Consider the following 19538-nt stretch of genomic DNA (forward strand, 5'->3'; position numbering starts at 1 on the left):
TTATTTACCTCTATGGATATCAATGTGTCTTTTAGGGGTCGTAACTCTTAAATTGTCCATATCATAGACTTCTCCCCCTTCACTAATTGGGTTGTCATGGTGCAATTCATGTACCTTTCTACCACCAACTTGATCTTTTTTCCTAGCAAAAGGCGAGTATCCTTTAGAAACAAGAGTTTTATTATTCTTACTAAGGTTTTTAATCAATTCTGGAAATTTTGATATCTCATCCCAGATGGCCTTCCTTAACTCATCAAAACTGTTGAATTTCTTCCCTCGTAATTTATTAGCTACTTGCTCTGGAATAGGAGCACCATTTTCTTTGCCGGCATCATTAAGCCATTTATCCCCCACCTTTTTACCTTTACCAGTAGCGGTTCCCGGCTTTTTACGCTTTTCTTCCTTTTCTTTTTTATCCTTCGCTTTTTTCTTTTTATCTTCCGCTTTATCTTTATTTTTTTTAGCTAATACCAGATTATTTTCTGCATCTTTTATTGACTGCTGTCCCTGCAATATTTGCTTTTTAATTGCTTCAAATATATTTAGGATTTCATTGCGAACAGATACTGCAAAATCTAGTCCTTCCTTAGTAGGAGCCTCTATATGAGAGTAACCAAGATAGTCCCAAACATAAGCTCTAGCCCCCTCAGTCAATAAAAATGACATTTTCTCTTTACTATCAATTACATCCGCGTACCCAAAACCATTTTTTTTAATATTAATGTTGTATGGATGTAACTTAGCATCAGTAAACGCCAGCGCTTCTGGTGTTTTTTTTGCCATTTCCAGTGCTTTTTGTTTCACTAGCACTTGATTAACAGCGTCGTCATACTCCTTTGATGCTAAAGCTAAATTCACTTCAGCTGCCTCAATTGGATTATGAATTTCCCAATCAATTCTCGTCGTTTCCGCTTGTTTCTTTTCCTCTTCCGCAGTTAGGTTTTTTGAGATAGAAATATAAATAGGAGTATGATCACCACCGAAATCAACAATACCCTGATATGCCTCAGAAGTTATACTTGGAATAACTGATTCAGGCTTAATATTGTCATATGATGGCGTTTTAAACGACTTACTCGGTTTTTTATCACTAAATCCAATCTGTAATGCTGGTTTACCTGGCGCAATTTCAACAGAATACACACCCGGTCGCCCAGTTTTTTTGGCTTGCACTACATTGACTTGCTGAGGATTTTTAGTCATTGCAGGTGTAACTTTATTCTTTTCTGGCGAAACAACCTGTTCAACAACAACCTTAGCCGGCACTGTTTTTTGACGAGAAATGTCTTTAACTGGCGTATCTGTCACGATGCTGACAGGAAGCGCCGTTAATGAATATGTTTGACTTTGTAATTTCTGATTAGTGACTAAATTGGCTAATTGCTGTTGATGTTCCCGAAAAGCGGGATCAATGGTATCTAAAGCAATTGGAGAAGGTGAAAGTAAAGCTCCAACAGCAGTTAAACGGCCAGCCATAGGTAAGCTGCTCTCTAATAATCCAGCCAAACGAGCAAAAGGTGATGTGAGCACGGTCGTATTAATTGTGATACCCCACGTCCCCTCAACAATCGCAATTTGCTGCGGAATTGTCATCAGCATGGCTGAGGCGACGGCTTGTTTTTCAGGAGTTTTACTAAAATTTACTGATGTGTTGTTCCCACCAGCACCTGAGTTACCACCATTCCCGTTACCTTCTGGTCCAGTACCTTTTCCATTACTGTCATTTCCACCAAACGGATCATTCTCAGAACTCCATCCTGAGCCATCTGAAGCATGTACACCCATAAAATATTCCTTTTTAAGTTATAATTCCAGTTAATTTACTGTATGCATATACAGTAAATTAACTATAACCCCATATTCTAGATATGTCAAAATACTTATGATAACTATTCGCATTTATATTATTGTATTTCTACACCCTTTCTCTTTCATCCGTTCTTCACGGAATAAACCATCAAGCGCAAAAATAGCCGCATCAAACTCTCTACGATTTATCGATGTAGGTTTTGATATTTGTGATGATTTTTTTCATCGGGTTAGTTTCCTTATTGGTTTTAACTTCGTACTCTGTTTGCTTGTGCACAACGTCGATAGGCTCTCACCAACGAGTTCGACTAGGTCGTTTTCGTCGATAAGGTATTCTTGCTGGTAGGTTTTACCTAATTTGTGAGAGATGAATTTATCAGATCATACCATTTCGGGATAAAACCAATCATCGCCACTAGAAGAGTTACGTTTAGCAAACTTACAAATAAAAAGCATGAAGAAAACAGGAGCAGACATAATTCAGGAAAAAGAAAAATAAAGGTTAAAGATGTTGATATTAAAGTTTCAGTTTCAACAAAATTTGCTTACCTGTCTTTTATTAAATCATTGTTGAGAGCAGCAGAAAGGGAATGGAAGTATCTAGATAAATCACCAAATATTAAAGCTCCAAAACCAAGAAATAATCGCATACGCTGGTTGGAGCCTTTCGAAGCAAGGCGATTGATTGATGAATGTAGCTAGCCATTAAAATCCGTAGTTGCATTTGCTATTACAACTTGGTTGCGACGCTCAAACATAATCAACTTAGAGTGGAATCAAGTTGATATGCAGCGAAAGGTTCCATGGTTCAACCTTGAAGATAGTAAATCAGGAAAGGCAATGGCATAGCCCTAAATGATACAGCATGCAAGGTTCTTAGAGACCAAATAGGTAACCATCAAAAATACGTATTCGTCCATATGGAGGCTAAAAATAGAGCTGACGGAACAACAACCCCAGCGGTAAAAAAGATGAGGGTTGATTCGAATACCGCATTTCGTAGTGCACTAAAACGAGCTGGTATAGAAAACCGCAGATTCCATGATTTAAGGTACACATCGGTAGTTGGTTAGCTCAGGCTGGAGTTCCATTGACAGTATCGCAAAAAATGGGGGCTTGGTAATCGATTGAAATGGTACAGCGATATGCACATTTAGCACCAAATCATTTTGTTGAACATGCAAAACGGATCGACGAGCTAATGTCACACGATGACACAAATACGGCACAGCCACTACTTAGTAGCATTATAATTATGCACACATATAAAAAGAAAAAACCCGCTATATCTTTCGATATAGCGGGTTCTTATTTGGTGCCGGCTACCGGAGTCGAACTGGTGACCTACTGATTACAAGTCAGTTGCTCTACCAACTGAGCTAAGCCGGCTAATTTGGCGGAGAGATAGAGATTCGAACTCTAGGATGGTTTCCCATCGGCGGTTTTCAAGACCGCTGCCTTCAGCCGCTCGGCCATCTCTCCATGGGGCGCGATTATGGAGGAATCCCGGGGGCTTGTCTACCCCTGATAGTAAAATAATTGCATTTTTTTGTTCGTTTGACTAATCTTCACTCAATTGTTCTCTATTGCCCTAAAAAAATGCTAATATCTGTGCAAAATCAGTGTCTATAACGTACCTAGGCGTATGATTTTTAATCTGATTAATCTAATTTGCCAGTGTGACGGCGTGGGACTGTATGTACAAACAATCATTATTAAAACCGAATGTTCTTTCTCGCATTTTTATTGCCTTTATTGTGCTGCTCGTCACAATGCTGTCGTTGTCCCTCTATAATTATTATCACGCATGGATGTTAGCGCACCAAACGGCCATCAACACTCTCGCTAATCGACTCGCTTATCAAATTGAAGATTATCGCTATCAAGCGGGTCACATCTATAAGCTTGCCAATGATAAAACTACACCTGACTCTGTTAACGACATTTCCGTGACTGAAATGCGCCACGATGTTTATTGGCTAAGTAGCAATAACCAGACCATTGATTCCATTGTGTTTGGTCTCAATAAACCAAGCAGTAAAGTCTTAGCGACAAAGCTCGCAAACTATATGGAGATTGTATGGGGGGCACGGAATGAATTTAACTCCATGTACTACCTTAATGGTCAAGACAACTCCTTAGTTCTGGTAACTACCCATTCCATTCTAAAACCAGAGTTACGCTATAAAGAAAGCTATTTAACGCTAACGGCGGAAGATAAGCGCTCTGATATGATCACCCAATCGACATTATTAGATCGCCGTGAAGTTATCTCCAATATGCAGAAAAATGCGCAGGATAATGTTTACTTCTATACCTATCGTTTAGTCTTTAACTCGCCAGGGCGCCTTAGTAGTGTGATCTCCTTTGATATTTCTATCAATTCAATCCTCCCCTTTACATTACAGGGTGATGATATTTCGATTTCACAGCGACCAAACAATCAAGAAAATAGCCAAGCGGCCAGCGAACTCGTCGGCACCAGCCTGATGCTATCTCAACCCATTGAAGGCACTAATTACCAGATTAGCTATACCCTTTCTCTGAAAAGTATTATTTTCGGGGTGCTAAGTTACAATTTTTGGTTAATTACCTGCATGATTGCGGTCAGTATTTTGGCGCTGATCACCACCATGTTTATCCGCAAGCGAATTATTTCACCCAATGCTTCAATGCTGGATGAGCTCCAGTTTAAAGATGCCCTCAATAATGACATTCTTAACCATATTTCTTATGGCATCCTAGTCTTTGATTTTAATAGCAATAAAAAATTATTAAGTAACAGTATCGCGAATCACTTATTACCATCTATGGATCTGATACATATCAAAGAAATGGCAACCGATCATAATGATGTCATTCAAGTTTCCATAGAAAACAATATCTATGAAATCATTTTGGTGAAAAGCTTAATTAAAGAAAACACCATTTTGTTTATCATCATAGATAAAGATAAAGAAGTTCTGACGCAAAAACGCCAAGAAATGGCTACGCGTGAGCACCAACGAAATATTCAACTTAGAAAAGTGGTTTTCGAAAATATTTGCCAGGAAATTCTACCCGCTGTTAACCAAATTGATGCCAAATTTAACCAATTAAGCTCTTCACTCGGCGAGCCTAAAAATCCATTATTATCTGAAATTCAAAACCAACTGTTTTATATCAATAATTGGTTTAGAAATATCGAACTTATTAGTCAATTAGAAACTCAACAGATTGAGTTTAAAACAGAAAAATTTGCTATTGGTCAGATGATTAACCAATATCTTAAACAAAATTTAGCGCATTTAAATCGAAAAGGACTTTCGTTCTATTTTTATAACAACATTAATCCTGACTCATTAATTGAAAATAACCCGGATTATTTCCAGACTTTATTCCAATTAATTTGGGAATACTCAATAGAAACTACAGCCTTTGGTAAAATTACCGTTTCAATTGACTATATTGAAGAAAAAAGTGAAGTTTCTATTGATATAAAAGACAGCGGAATTGGGTTAACTCATATTGAATTGAATAACTTGCAAAGCCCATTCACAGGGAAAGCACAAAGTTCAAATCAATTTAAGCGTTCAGGCATGACCTTTTACCTCTGCAAATTATTAACGAAAAAAATGCAGGGAACATTTAGTATCAAGTCAAGTGATGCCATCGGTAGCCATTATCAAATTAAGCTCCCTGCGCAATCCCAGATGCAAAGCCATGAATACCCTGCTCTGCTTGAAGATATGTATATTCGCTTGAATATTCAGAATATTGATACTCGTCGCATTGTTAAACAGACCTTATCGCATTATGGTGCAGAGTTTCTTGATATCGATGAGAGCTCACCACATAGCCACTGGGATCTCTTGATCGCCGACAATGATGACGTTTCCTTTAATAACATAATTAAAGTTAAGGGAAATCTATCTTCAATAAATTGTATTAACCCAAATTATATTGAAGTTAACTACAATTTCGCGGATGAACTTATCGATGCAATCTCATTATTGATAGAACAAGCGGATGAGACAGAAGATAATAATGAATCCAACCTATCTTCATCACTCGTTCTACGAGAAAATAACTCTCAGTCGAATAATTCTGTCGATAATATTATTTCAGGCTATCATTTAATTCTGTCGAAGAGCGATTATAAAGATTTGTTTATCTCAACAGTACCGATAGATATTAATAAACTGTATAATAGTGAAAGTGTTGCGAATTTAACCGAATTAAAAGACACTGCACATCGTTTAAAAGGAGTTTTTGCTATGCTTGAATTCCATTATCTTCATAAACTTTGTGAAGATTTGGAACATTACATAGCAGATGAAAACGGATTTGAAATAAAAAATTGCATTAGAGAACTGGATGTCTCAGTGAAAAGACTAATGCCAGAAGGTAACCAATAATATGAATAACCTAAATGTCATTGTTGCCGATGATCATCCTATTGTTCTTTTCGGTATCAGAAAGTCGCTTGAACAGATTGAATGGGTAAACATCGTCGGTGAGTTTGAAGATTCTACTTCTTTAATTAATAACTTAGCGCGCCTGAATGCAGACGTTCTGGTTACTGATTTGTCTATGCCTGGCGATAAATACGGCGATGGTATTACATTAATTAAATACATTAAGCGTCACTACCCTGACTTATCGATTATTGTCCTCACCATGAACAATAATCCGGCGATCTTAAGCGCTATTCTTGAGCTTGATATTGAAGGTATCGTACTAAAACAAGGTGCGCCTGCTGACTTACCAAAAGCGCTAGCTGCCTTACAAAAAGGGAAGAAATTTACCCCTGAAAGCGTCAGTAAATTGCTTGAGAAAGTGAATGCGAGTGGATATGGCGATAAGCGTTTATCACCAAAAGAAAGTGAAGTGCTACGCTTATTTGCAGAAGGATTCTTAGTCACTGAGATTGCTAAAAAACTAAATCGCAGCATCAAAACCATTAGTAGCCAGAAAAAATCGGCGATGTTAAAGCTGGGTGTTGAAAATGATATCGCACTGCTGAATTACCTTTCATCAGTCAGTATCGACAATTCCCCTTCTGAATAATCGTTTTTTGGCGCTAAAATAGAAGCCCGTTTAGGGCTTTTATTTTTTCTATTCAATATGTTAACTGTTTAATAAATAATTTATTCACTCATTAGGTTTAACATATTTCACCAACGACTCCCGTAGCACACTGATCGATGTAGGCTTCGAGAGACAATCATTCATACCCGCATCAAGACAACGCTGCTTCTCTTCTGCCATGGCATTTGCCGTTAACGCTACAATAGGCTGCCTAAAACCGTGTTCTCGCAACGTGCGCGCCAATTGATAACCGTCCATATTGGGCATATTCACATCAGAAAGAACAATGTCCGCATGATTATGCTCAAGGAATTTCAACGCATCTAATCCATCGACTGCCGTACTTGTCATAAAGCCAATGCTTGTCAGCTGCTCTGTCAATAGCATTCGGTTAATAGGATGGTCATCAACAATTAAGACTTTAAACGTATTCAAATCTGCATCGGCATCTTCAAGGTCATGGTTCTCTAAACTCTCTTTAGTACCTTGAACCAACTTAACAATGATTTTATCAATCAACATTGGCAGCTTATCGAGCTGATAAGTGTTATAGAGCCAATTACTTGGTTGAGTTTCAAATAATTCACCTGAATATAAACTACTGAGTTTCAGCAAGTTTCTATTCTGTAAGGCAACACTTTCTTGGCTATCCGTAATCAACAAGTCATACGTCTCATTGATATCAATGGATGAGCCCGTCACCACATTAAAATGATGGTGTTCGAGCAATCTTACAAGAAAATCAATTAAGAATGCATTTTGGCCTGCCACGGCGACACGGTAATTTTTTCGGTACTCAGGAATAATGGGTTCTAAATATTGCTGGCCATAGAGTGGAATGCGGATCGTAAAGGTACTCCCCAGCCCCGCTTGAGAATCCACACCAATATCACCATCCATCAAGTTGATGAGTTTCTCACAAATAGCGAGCCCTAACCCTGTCCCTTTGTGTCCATTATTTTGATCGTATACTTGGAAGAATGGGTCAAATAATTGCATAACCACTGCTGGGGTCATTCCAATCCCCGAATCCTTGATTTCAATTTTTAAATAATTTTCATCTTTCCAAACATGCAGCATCACAAAACCAGAGTCTGTGAACTTTATGCTGTTATTCACAATATTGGAGATAACTTGTTGTAGGCGCACTGGGTCGCTAAGCATCATGTCTGGAATATTCGGCTCAATATAAGAGTAAAGTGACACTTGTTTTTTAGTTGCTAAAGGGACGTAGTTAGCAAGAACATAAGCAAATACATTGCGGCAATTGAATAATTTATTTTCTATTTTTAATTGTTTGGATTCAATTTTGGAGAAATCCAAAATATCACTGATAATCTGCAACAATAGCGATGACGAATTATCCATTGTAGAAACTAATCGAAGCGCTTTATCTGATAAATCATACCGTTGCAATAACTCAATATTACCGATGATCCCATACAACGGTGTTCTTAATTCATGGCTCACCGTGGCTAAGAACATCGATTTCGCTTGGTTCGCCTGATCCGCTGCATCTGCGACATCCTGCAATGATTTTTCCATCTGCACACGAATACTAATGTCGATCAATACGCAGATAGCCACATCTTCATTTTGATAACGTGAATTCACAAAACTAATTTGTAGATGGGTGCCATTCGTTGCAACAACATCAATATAGTTGCTAGATTTTTGACGAATAATCGTCAAAATTCGCTGTTTATCATCTTCACTCAGTAAACGGAAATAGTTATGTGCGAGCTCATTACTCAGAATATTGCCGCCATCACTTAGCCTTAGGATAATGATCCCAACAGGAGCTGATGCCACAATTTTATGGTTAAATTGTTCATGCTCTTCAAGACGAATCGCCGTATTGGCAGCAGGCTCTAACATTCGTCTTTCTAATAACCAAATTAAAAAGAAGATTAACGTACCAGACAAAATATTAATTAATATTGCGTAAATTATTGATGTTTTTAGGTTGCTGATTAAATACGATGTCTCAATTGAATAAATAACCGTTAGTTGCGAAGGTGCTAAACGCTTCTTAAAAAACAGCTGAGTATAATCAGAGTTAAAACCGAAATAATTTATCTCTCCAGATGTCAGCAATGGTGAATTTTTAATATTCGAATCTGATGAAGTGTAGAGAACAGGTTGATTTGATGAGTTAATTAATGTGATTTCAACGGCTGGATTATTACGTAAATTAAACTGATTTAAGTTTATCGCTCGCTCAATCCCAATAAAACCAACAATTAAGCTTTTCTCATAGATAGGGATCATCAAATAGAGTTGACCATTTGATGGTTGAGAACTGTGGGTGATGGTATATAAATTGCGCTCTTGACCCTGCTGTCTTAACTGTTTGTAGATCCGCGCATTGTCATAGACCACTTTTTTTAGCGTATCAATATCAGAAACTGCAGCACGAATTGAATAATCCATCATGCAGTAACTGCCTGTTCCAAAGACAAATACGTGATTTAAGCCTTGGGGGACCGCAATGCTGTCTTTCCAGAAAATATTGAGTTGTTCAAAAGCAGAAAGATAATTCTGAGTTCGCTGCTTAAATACATCACAATCTGCCGATGGCATGAGTGGATATAGCGAGTATGACGTGGATGCGGGTAAAGTGATATCTTCTTGTTGAATACCCACTTTTTGTTGATGTTCTTCGTCTTTGAGTCGTTGCTGCTCCGTCATGGAATGAATAAGGCGAAGTGTAGCATTTGACTGCTGAATATAAACTTGCAGGTTTTCATAACCAGAATGGAATTGCTGGCGCAGATCAGATTTATGTTCATTGAACTGCATATAAAGGAAAAACAGAGTGATGAAAAGCCCCATTCCCCATAGCATAACGCCTAGGACACGAAAAAGATCTCTAGATAATCTGAGGGATGTTTTAAACGAGGGTAAATATCTCAATCCGTTACCTACAAGTACATTATCACTAATACTGAGTATACTCGATTAACTCGATGAAAAGCGACAACCAATAACTTCCATGTATATTGCTAGTGTAAAGATACAAAAACGGGCGGATAATCCGCCCGTTTCATTGATGAATGATACTTACTCTTCGGTATCTGCATCAGTTTGTGCTTCACCGTCAACATCAATACCCTCTTCATCGGTATTGTCATCGTCTTCAGTTTCAGCAACACGTTGTAAACCAACTACTTTTTCATCTTCAGCAGTACGGATCAGCGTCACACCTTGAGTATTACGTCCAACGACGCTAACTTCAGAAACGCGGGTACGAACCAGAGTCCCAGCATCCGTAATCATCATAATTTGGTCGGTATCCTCAACTTGGATAGCGCCAACAACTTGACCATTACGCTCGCTCACTTTAATAGAGATAACCCCTTGAGTTGCACGAGATTTTGTTGGGTATTCTGCTTCTTCAGTACGCTTACCGAAGCCGTTTTCAGTCACGGTCAGAATATGGCCTTCACCACGAGGAATAATTAAAGAAACAACTTTATCGTCGTCCATTAATTTAATACCGCGAACACCTGTCGCTGTACGTCCCATCGCACGAACCGCATCTTCTGCAAAGCGCACCACTTTGCCTTGCGCAGAGAACAGCATGACTTCATTGCTACCGTTGGTTAAATCAACACCAATCAGCTCATCGCCTTCATTCAAGTTCACGGCAATAATACCGGCACTTCTTGGGCGACTGAAATCTTGCAGAGGGGTTTTCTTCACGGTACCGCTCGCGGTCGCCATAAAGACATAATAGCCCTCTTCGTATTCACGCACTGGTAAAATCGCGGTGATACGTTCATCTTGCTCAAGTGGCAGTAAGTTCACAATTGGACGTCCACGAGCACCACGGCTAGCTTCAGGCAATTGATAGACTTTCATCCAATATAAGCGACCACGACTGGAGAAACACAAGATAGTATCGTGGGTATTCGCCACCAGCAGACGCTCAATAAAGTCTTCTTCTTTAATACGCGCTGCGGATTTACCTTTACCACCACGGCGTTGTGCTTCGTAGTCAGACAATGGCTGATACTTCACATAACCTTGGTGAGATAGCGTTACCACCACATCTTCTTGGTTGATCAAATCTTCAATATTGATATCTGCGGTATTTTCAGTGATCTCAGTACGACGCGGGTCGTTATAAGCATCACGAATTGCTTCTAACTCTTCACGAATAACTTCCATTAAACGCTCAGGGCTACGCAGAATAAACAGTAATTCTTCGATTTGTTTCAGAAGTTCACGGTACTCTTCCAGCAGTTTTTCATGCTCAAGACCGGTTAATTTCTGTAAACGCAGATCCAAAATTGCTTGTGCTTGCTGTTCAGTCAGGAAATATTGACCTTCATGAACACCATATTGTGGCTCTAACCACTCAGGACGTGCAGCATCATCACCCGCACGTTCCAGCATCGCAGCAACATTACCCAGAGCCCAAGAACGGGCAATCAGCCCAGCTTTTGCTTCAGCTGGTGTTGGTGCTTTACGGATCAATTCGATAATTGGGTCGATATTCGCCAGTGCCACCGCCAACGCTTCAAGGATGTGCGCACGGTCACGGGCTTTACGCAGTTCGAAAATAGTACGGCGTGTAACAACTTCACGACGATGGCGAACAAACGCGGCAATAATATCTTTCAGGTTCAAGATTTTTGGTTGACCCTGATGCAGTGCCACCATGTTGATACCGAAAGAAACTTGCAATTGCGTCAGTGAATACAGGTTATTTAGTACTACTTCGCCGACTGCATCGCGCTTAATTTCAATGACAATACGCATACCGTCTTTATCAGACTCATCACGCAGTGCACTGATACCTTCAACGCGTTTTTCTTTAACTAATTCCGCAATTTTTTCAATCAAGCGCGCTTTGTTCACTTGATACGGAATTTCGTTGACGATAATGGTTTCACGACCATTTTTCTCATCAACTTCGACCTCGGCACGTGCACGAATGTACACTTTACCGCGACCGGTACGATACGCATCGATAATACCACGACGACCATTGATAATAGCGGCAGTCGGGAAGTCAGGGCCTGGGATGTGTTCCATCAAGCCTTCGATACTAATATCTTCGTCTTCTATATAAGCTAAGCAACCATTAATCACTTCCCCTAAGTTGTGCGGAGGAATGTTAGTGGCCATCCCGACAGCAATCCCTGAAGAACCATTGACCAAAAGGTTAGGTATCTTCGTTGGCATCACTTCTGGGATTTGCTCTGTACCATCATAGTTAGGAACAAAGTCTACGGTTTCTTTTTCTAAATCAGCCAGCATTTCATGGGCAATTTTCGCCATACGGATTTCCGTATAACGCATTGCAGCGGCGGAGTCTCCGTCAACTGAACCAAAGTTCCCCTGACCATCTACCAGCATGTAGCGCATAGAGAAAGGCTGCGCGAGACGAACGATGGTCTCATAAACGGCGCTGTCTCCATGTGGATGGTATTTACCGATGACGTCCCCAACGATACGGGCAGACTTTTTATAGGGTTTATTCCAATCATTTCCCAGTACATTCATCGCAAATAACACTCGGCGGTGTACTGGCTTCAGCCCATCTCGAACATCTGGAAGTGCACGGCCGACGATAACGGACATTGCATAATCCAAATAGGAACTTTTCAGTTCTTCTTCGATATTGACTGGGGTGATTTCTCTGGCAATCTCGCTCATGGAACCACTGTCCCTCATAACTTCAGATTCAAAGAGTAAACTATACCACAACTCCCTTATTTAATTAAGAGATAAGAGAAGTGAGTATTTGTCTTTCAAGCTATGTATAATAGCGGAAAAATGCGCTTATGTGTCCGAATCTTGTAGATTTTCAAGCAATAGTCTCTCAAGGATTTTCATATTTGGTCCATAATCCCAATAAATTAACTCACGGGCGACTATCGTCCCATTACGAATTCCAACCTGTTTTTGCATTTTGCAAAATAAATATAGTCCAATAGGTAAAAATAAGTAATGCGAGGATAGAAATAGATATAGGAGTTCCTCAGATGAATGATACCCAAGACCAAACGTACCTAAACGTCGACAAACAAGAAATTGAAAAGTTTGAATCGATAGCATCACGTTGGTGGGATCTTGAAGGCGAGTTTGCCCCATTACACCGCATTAATCCGCTGCGTTTAGGCTACATCATGCAACGTGTAGACGGCATTTTTGGTAAGAAAATCCTCGACGTTGGCTGCGGTGGCGGTATTTTATCTGAAAGCATGGCGCGCGAAGGTGCGGATGTCACGGGTTTAGATATGGGTGCAGACCCATTAATGGTCGCTCGTCTACACTCTCTGGAATCGGGCATTCCTGTGGAATACGTCCAAGAAACCGTCGAACAGCATGCAGATAAACACCCTCAGAGCTACGATATCGTCACTTGCATGGAAATGCTTGAGCACGTTCCAGACCCAGAATCTGTGGTAAGAGCCTGCGCGAAATTAGTTAAACCTGGCGGACATGTTATTTTTTCCACCATTAATCGCAACAGAAAAGCATGGCTAATGGCTGTCGTGGCAGCGGAATATGTGATGAAAATGGTTCCAAAAGGCACCCATGATGCTAATAAGTTTATCCGCCCATCCGAATTAATTAGCTGGGTCGATAAAACGCAATTAAAAGAACAACATATGATGGGACTGCATTATAATCCAATCACCGATAAATTTTGGTTAGGCCCTAACGTTGATGTGAACTATATGCTGCATACGATCAGCGAATAAATAGCAAGCGGTACGTTTAAGAAAACAGCAAACGGTCTCAACTTTACAAAATAATTTTTAGGTTAATGTCGGTAAGTCAATTTTTGGCAACTCCACTTCTCATGCTGCTTACCGACATGATCAATTTTTCTTATCCAGTTGTTATCCACAAAAACTATCAGATTTGTACACTTGATAAAATCGCACATTAACATTATCTTGTTATTAGATTCTTAACAAACTACTACATATAGTGGTCATCACAAATATAATATACAAGTCTCATGATTGTTCATCATGAGCTTTTTTACGTTTGGGAGACTCTATTTTGTAACTCAACCAAGGTGTACTTGCTCATGAACCAGAGTCTGTTAGTCACAAAACGTGATGGACATAAAGAACGCATTGACCTCGACAAAATCCATAAAGTTATTACATGGGCGGCGGAAGGTCTTAGTAACGTATCAGTTTCACAGGTGGAGTTACGTTCTCAGATTCAGTTTTATGATGGGATCAGAACTTCTGATATTCACGAAACGATGATTAAAGCCGCTGCTGACTTAATCACCGGTGAAACACCAGATTACCAATATCTTGCTGCACGTTTAGCGATTTTTAACCTGCGCAAAAAAGCCTATGGCCAGTTTGAGCCACCAAAATTATATGCCCACGTAAAACATCTGGTTGAGATGGGTAAATATGATAAGCATTTGCTGGAAGACTACACCGAAGCAGATTTCGAGCAAATGGATGGTTTTATTGACCATTGGCGTGATATGAATTTCTCCTACGCCGCTGTTAAACAGTTGGAAGGGAAATATTTAGTTCAAAACCGTGTCACTGGTGAAATCTACGAAAGCGCCCAGTTTTTATATATTCTGGTTGCTGCATGTTTGTTCTCTCATTATCCACAAGCAACCCGTTTAGATTACATCCGCCGCTTCTATGACGCGGTATCAACATTCAAAATTTCTTTACCTACGCCAATTATGGCGGGGGTACGTACACCTACACGTCAATTCAGCTCATGTGTTCTGATTGAGTGCGGTGACAGCCTTGATTCTATCAATGCAACCTCAAGTGCTATCGTGAAATATGTCTCTCAGCGTGCCGGTATCGGTATCAACGCGGGTCGCATTCGTGCGCTGGGTAGCCCAATCCGTGGTGGCGAAGCATTCCACACTGGCTGTATCCCATTCTATAAGCATTTCCAAACTGCGGTAAAATCTTGCTCTCAAGGTGGCGTACGTGGTGGTGCAGCAACTCTGTTCTACCCTATCTGGCACTTAGAAGTAGAAAGTTTATTAGTGCTGAAAAACAACCGTGGTGTTGAAGGGAACCGTGTTCGCCATATGGACTACGGTGTACAGCTCAACAAATTAATGTACGAACGCCTGATCAAAAACCAAGATATCACCCTATTCAGCCCGTCTGATGTTCCGGGCTTGTACGATGCATTCTTCGCGGATCAAGACGAGTTCGAACGCCTATATGTGCAATATGAGCAAGATGAGAAAATCCGTAAATCTAGCGTGAAAGCGGTTGAATTATTCTCATTGATGATGCAAGAACGCGCATCTACAGGTCGTATCTATATTCAAAACGTTGACCACTGCAACACCCACAGCCCATTTGACCCACAGGTTGCCCCTGTTCGTCAATCCAACCTGTGTCTGGAAATTGCACTGCCAACTAAACCATTAAATAACGTCAATGACGAAAATGGTGAAATTGCCTTGTGTACGCTGTCAGCGTTTAACTTAGGTGCCATTGAAAGCCTCGATGAGTTAGAAGAGTTAGCTATCTTAGCGGTTCGTGCATTAGACGCACTGTTAGACTACCAAGATTACCCAATCCCTGCGGCGAAGAAAGGCTCTATGGGTCGTCGTACTCTGGGTATTGGTGTGATTAACTACGCTTACTACTTAGCGAAGCACGGTGTTCGTTACTCCGATGGTAGCGCCAACAACCTGACGCACAAAACATTCGAAGCAATCCAATATTACTTACTGAAAGCCTCAAATGAATTAGCGAAAGAGCAAGGTGCTTGCCCGTGGTTCAATGAAACCACTTATGCGCAAGGCGTGTTACCTATCGATACTTACAAACGTGAGCTCGATAAATTAACTGACGAACCACTGCATTATGATTGGGAAGCGCTGCGCAAAGAGATCAAACAGTACGGTCTGCGTAACTCAACGCTGTCTGCATTAATGCCATCAGAGACCTCGTCTCAGATTTCTAACGCGACCAATGGTATCGAACCACCACGTGGTTATATCAGCATTAAAGCATCAAAAGACGGTATCCTGCGCCAAGTGGTGCCAGATTACGAAAATCTGAAAGGTGCTTACGAGCTATTATGGCAAATGCCTTCCAATAGCGGCTATTTGCAGTTAGTTGGGATCATGCAGAAGTTTATCGACCAGTCGATTTCTTCTAACACAAACTATGACCCAACCCGTTTCCCGAATGGCAAAGTGCCAATGAATCAACTGTTAAAAGATTTATTGTTAGCCTACAAGTTTGGTGTGAAAACACTTTACTACCACAACACCCGCGACGGTGCTGAAGATGTTCAGGGGGATCTGGAAGAAGTTGTTGAAAGCGCAGATTCTGATTGTGAAGGCGGGGCTTGTAAAATTTAATAGGGATGGTTATGTCACATTCATACACGATTTTTTCTCAGAAAAAAAATAACCAGCTGCTGGAGCCGATGTTTTTCGGCCAGCCTGTGAACGTTGCCCGTTTTGATCAGCAAAAATATCCTATTTTTGAAAAACTGATTGAAAAGCAACTCTCATTCTTCTGGCGCCCAGAAGAAGTTGACGTGGCGCGCGACCGTATTGACTATAATGCGCTGCCTGATCATGAAAAACACATTTTTATCAGTAACCTGAAATACCAAACGCTGCTCGACTCTATTCAGGGTCGCAGCCCTAACGTGGCATTTTTGCCACTGATTTCAATCCCAGAATTAGAAACTTGGGTTGAGACTTGGTCATTCTCAGAAACAATTCACTCACGTTCATACACGCATATTATTCGTAATATCGTGAATGACCCGGCGATTATCTTCGATGATATCGTTGAAAATGAAGAAATTCTCAAGCGTGCAAAAGATATTTCTGAGTACTACGACACGCTGATCGAAATGACCAACTATTACCATATGTTTGGTGAAGGGACCCATACGCTGGGTGGTAAACAAGTCACTGTTTCACTGCGAGCACTGAAAAAGCAACTTTATTTATGCTTAATGAGCGTTAACGCCCTTGAAGCAATTCGTTTCTACGTCAGCTTCGCGTGCTCTTTCGCCTTTGCTGAGCGCGAATTGATGGAAGGTAACGCAAAAATCATCAAGCTGATTGCTCGAGATGAAGCGCTGCACTTAACGGGAACTCAGCATATGCTGAACCTGTTACGCTCAGGTCAAGACGATCCTGAAATGGCAGAGATTGCCGCTGAGTGTGAAGATGAATGCTATCGCCTGTTTGTGGATGCGGCAGAACAAGAAAAAGAGTGGGCTGAATATCTGTTCAGCGAAGGCTCGATGATTGGTCTGAACAAAGATATTCTGTGCCAATATGTGGAATATATTACCAACATTCGTATGCAAGCAGTTGGCCTGAAATTACCATTTGAAGCGCGTTCTAACCCTATTCCATGGATCAACGCATGGTTAGTGTCTGACAACGTTCAAGTGGCGCCACAAGAAGTCGAAGTCAGCTCTTATTTAGTCGGTCAGATTGACGCTGAAGTTAACACCGATGATTTGAGTGATTTCGAACTGTAATTATGGCAAGTCATAAAATCACCCTGCGTCTTACGCAGGGTGTGCAAGTTCCCTACCACACGGATGTTCACACCAGTTTATTGGATGCCCTTGAAGATAGCCGAGTGCCTGTCGAGTACCAATGTCGAGAAGGCTACTGTGGCTCATGCCGCGTAACATTATTAAAGGGAAAGGTTGGATACAAACGTAAACCGCTCGCTTTTGTTCAAGAGGGTGAAATTCTGCCCTGCTGTTGTCACCCGCTATCCGATATTGAAATCGAGTAGCCGCGCTAGTAATACTGCATATCTAACAATAAAAAGCGATTGCTTTGATGACTCGAGCAATCGCTTTTTGCTTATAAAATCATACCTAAAATAATGCGAGTTACCGGTAAGCAGCTAACCCCCTGCAATTTGAAGTATGACGGGTATTTTTATAGATAACCGTACATTGCAGCAAAAATCCAACCAAACACACAGGATACACCCACCCCAATTAGACCAGGCAAGATAAAGCTGTGGTTGATAACAAACTTACCAATACGTGTAGTACCAGAACGGTCAAACTGAATCGCCGCAAGGTCACTTGGATAAGTTGGCAGGATATAGTAACCGTAACACGCTGGTGCAGACGCAATAATATATGCAGGGTCAACACCAATACCCAGAGCGATTGGCACTACTGCCGCTAATGCCGCTGCTTGTGAGTTAACAAACTTGGATACCAACAGCAAAATCACCGCATACGCCCAAGGGAAATCTTTGACTAATGAACCTAAAGTGCCTTTAATTTCATCCATATGGGCACCGAACATGGTTTCTGCCATCCACGCGATACCATATACCGCCACGATAGCAATCATCCCTGACCGGAACACTTCGTTTTTAGAAATCTGTCCTGGATTGGTTTTACAGATGATAATGATCAGCGCACCCGCTAATAACATAAACATCTGGATCACTAGCACCATCGATAACGGCTTACCGTTAATTAATGGTCTGAGCTCAGAAAATGCACCCAGTAATGCCACCACCACGATGGATGCTAAGAAAATCCACATTGCTACCCAGTTAATTTTTGGCAATTTTTTATCTAACAGCGTAACGCTATCACCATAAACATAGTCATGGTTTTCAGGCACTGAGATAAATTCTTGGAATACTGGGTCTTTATCCAGATCTTTACCGCGGAACCAGCTAAAGATACCTATCGCTAAGATACCGATTAAGGTTGATGGGATAGTGATTGCCAGTAAATCTAAAAATTCTAATGATTTACCGTTGATGGACACGCCATTTAACATTGCGACTAAAGAAACAACTGCCACGGAAACAGGGCTGGCAATAATCCCCATTTGCGCCCCGATACTACTCGCCGCCATTGGTCTTTCAGGACGAATATTATTCTTGATCGCTGCATCGTAAATGATTGGCAAAATGGTATATACCACATGCCCGGTACCACACAAAATGGTTAAAATACAGGTAACGAAAGGTGCAACAATAGAGATGTATTTTGGATTTTTACGCAGTAAACGTTCTGCGATTTGTAGCATAACGTCCAAACCGCCTGATGCTTGTAAGGTTGCTGATGCTGCAACAACAGCAATGATAACAAGCATAACGTCTACAGGCGGTTTTCCTGGAGGTAAACCAAAGCCAAAGACAAGTATAACTAGGCCAACACCGCCTAGCAGCCCGAGCGCCATACCCCCTTTTCTTGCTCCGTAGAACAAGCAGACAAGAATAATGGCAAGTTGAATCATAAAGTCCATAGGTCCATCCTTTATTTATAGGTTTCCCTTATTATCCAGATGGTCTTAACGTATTAATTTGATTTATATTAATTTAAAAAACAATATTGTTTTATTTTCATTCCTAATATTTTGCTCCCATCACAAAATTCCCCTTTAGTTGCTGCCATAATACTCAGTTAAATAATATAATGAGTAAAATCAATCTTATAAACCCCATTTTTTAACATTTAACCCTCATCAAGTTTCACTTCTTATTTTCATTCTTAACAAAAATTCACCCTTAGCGAGCAAGTTGTTACTTGCCCATACATTAATAGAATTTTTGACTTATTTAGACTGTTAATATTTATTTACACACACTGTAATTCAGATTTGACAGAGTAATCGCAATCGCATAATCTGCTTAAATTATTAATAACCCGAATTC

The 19538-nt window shown here is 40.5% G+C and carries 10 protein-coding genes, 2 tRNA genes and 1 pseudogene; 7 read left to right on the forward strand and 6 right to left on the reverse strand.

Annotation, left to right across the window (positions count from 1 at the left end; genetic code table 11):
• A complete protein-coding gene (locus M5X66_RS10585) occupies positions 1-1785 on the reverse strand; it encodes a colicin-like bacteriocin tRNase domain-containing protein (RefSeq protein WP_270103516.1) in 1785 nt (594 codons plus the stop codon).
• Positions 1786-2241: 456 nt separating this feature from the next.
• On the opposite strand from M5X66_RS10585, the pseudogene M5X66_RS10590 reads away from it, so the two are divergent.
• Positions 2242-3040: pseudogene (locus M5X66_RS10590) on the forward strand (site-specific integrase); the annotation flags it as partial.
• A gap of 82 nt (positions 3041-3122) precedes the next feature.
• On the opposite strand, the gene M5X66_RS10595 reads toward M5X66_RS10590, so the two are convergent.
• Together M5X66_RS10595 and M5X66_RS10600 are read right to left on the reverse strand one after the other, a co-directional pair.
• A tRNA-Thr gene (locus M5X66_RS10595) sits at positions 3123-3198 on the reverse strand.
• Positions 3199-3203: 5 nt separating this feature from the next.
• A tRNA-Ser gene (locus tag M5X66_RS10600) sits at positions 3204-3291 on the reverse strand.
• Between the two features lie 215 nt (positions 3292-3506).
• Between M5X66_RS10600 and rcsD the strand changes: the two genes are divergently transcribed.
• Together rcsD and rcsB are read left to right on the forward strand one after the other, a co-directional pair.
• Positions 3507-6206, forward strand: coding sequence for a phosphotransferase RcsD (gene rcsD / locus M5X66_RS10605; protein WP_270103517.1), 2700 nt, complete (start codon positions 3507-3509; stop codon positions 6204-6206).
• 1 nt (position 6207) lies between these two features.
• Positions 6208-6858 carry a response regulator transcription factor RcsB gene (rcsB, locus tag M5X66_RS10610; protein ID WP_004259923.1) on the forward strand — a complete coding sequence of 217 codons (651 nt, stop codon included), beginning with the start codon at positions 6208-6210 and terminating at the stop codon, positions 6856-6858.
• A gap of 84 nt (positions 6859-6942) precedes the next feature.
• On the opposite strand, the gene rcsC is transcribed toward rcsB, so the two are convergent.
• Positions 6943-9795 (reverse strand): two-component system sensor histidine kinase RcsC, encoded by a 2853-nt coding sequence (gene rcsC, locus M5X66_RS10615; protein ID WP_270103518.1) that lies wholly within the window; start codon positions 9793-9795, stop codon positions 6943-6945.
• A gap of 147 nt (positions 9796-9942) precedes the next feature.
• On the reverse strand, positions 9943-12546 hold the full coding sequence (gyrA, locus tag M5X66_RS10620) for a DNA topoisomerase (ATP-hydrolyzing) subunit A (RefSeq protein ID WP_154599425.1): 2604 nt from the start codon (positions 12544-12546) through the stop codon (positions 9943-9945).
• Between the two features lie 329 nt (positions 12547-12875).
• On the opposite strand from gyrA, the gene ubiG reads away from it, so the two are divergent.
• From ubiG to yfaE, 4 genes are all read left to right on the forward strand, one after another.
• Positions 12876-13598 carry a bifunctional 2-polyprenyl-6-hydroxyphenol methylase/3-demethylubiquinol 3-O-methyltransferase UbiG gene (gene ubiG / locus M5X66_RS10625; RefSeq protein WP_036952802.1) on the forward strand — a complete coding sequence of 241 codons (723 nt, stop codon included), beginning with the start codon at positions 12876-12878 and terminating at the stop codon, positions 13596-13598.
• A 335-nt stretch (positions 13599-13933) separates the two neighbouring features.
• Positions 13934-16225, forward strand: coding sequence for a class 1a ribonucleoside-diphosphate reductase subunit alpha (nrdA, locus tag M5X66_RS10630; protein WP_154599424.1), 2292 nt, complete (start codon positions 13934-13936; stop codon positions 16223-16225).
• Between the two features lie 11 nt (positions 16226-16236).
• Positions 16237-17373, forward strand: a complete 1137-nt coding sequence (gene nrdB / locus M5X66_RS10635; RefSeq protein WP_036952796.1) for a class Ia ribonucleoside-diphosphate reductase subunit beta — start codon at positions 16237-16239, stop codon at positions 17371-17373.
• A 2-nt stretch (positions 17374-17375) separates the two neighbouring features.
• Positions 17376-17639: a class I ribonucleotide reductase maintenance protein YfaE gene (yfaE, locus tag M5X66_RS10640; protein WP_108478594.1), complete on the forward strand. Its 264-nt coding sequence runs from the start codon at positions 17376-17378 to the stop codon at positions 17637-17639.
• Positions 17640-17788: 149 nt separating this feature from the next.
• Here yfaE and M5X66_RS10645 read toward each other — a convergent pair whose 3' ends face one another.
• On the reverse strand, positions 17789-19129 hold the full coding sequence (locus M5X66_RS10645) for an anaerobic C4-dicarboxylate transporter (RefSeq protein WP_006660307.1): 1341 nt from the start codon (positions 19127-19129) through the stop codon (positions 17789-17791).
• Between the last annotated feature and the right edge of the window lie 409 nt (positions 19130-19538).

Source organism: Providencia sp. PROV188, from assembly GCF_027595165.1.
GTDB classification, from domain to species: Bacteria; Pseudomonadota; Gammaproteobacteria; order Enterobacterales; family Enterobacteriaceae; genus Providencia; species Providencia lanzhouensis.

What these genes read in the sequence shown, in the direction of transcription:
- M5X66_RS10585 (WP_270103516.1), bottom strand. Translation starts at nt 1,785, where the DNA reads ATGGGTGTACATGCTTCAGATGGCTCAGGATGGAGTTCTGAGAATGAT.
- rcsD (WP_270103517.1), top strand. Translation starts at nt 3,507, where the DNA reads ATGTACAAACAATCATTATTAAAACCGAATGTTCTTTCTCGCATTTTT.
- rcsB (WP_004259923.1), top strand. Translation starts at nt 6,208, where the DNA reads ATGAATAACCTAAATGTCATTGTTGCCGATGATCATCCTATTGTTCTT.
- gyrA (WP_154599425.1), bottom strand. Translation starts at nt 12,546, where the DNA reads ATGAGCGAGATTGCCAGAGAAATCACCCCAGTCAATATCGAAGAAGAA.
- ubiG (WP_036952802.1), top strand. Translation starts at nt 12,876, where the DNA reads ATGAATGATACCCAAGACCAAACGTACCTAAACGTCGACAAACAAGAA.
- nrdA (WP_154599424.1), top strand. Translation starts at nt 13,934, where the DNA reads ATGAACCAGAGTCTGTTAGTCACAAAACGTGATGGACATAAAGAACGC.
- nrdB (WP_036952796.1), top strand. Translation starts at nt 16,237, where the DNA reads ATGTCACATTCATACACGATTTTTTCTCAGAAAAAAAATAACCAGCTG.
- yfaE (WP_108478594.1), top strand. Translation starts at nt 17,376, where the DNA reads ATGGCAAGTCATAAAATCACCCTGCGTCTTACGCAGGGTGTGCAAGTT.
- M5X66_RS10645 (WP_006660307.1), bottom strand. Translation starts at nt 19,129, where the DNA reads ATGGACTTTATGATTCAACTTGCCATTATTCTTGTCTGCTTGTTCTAC.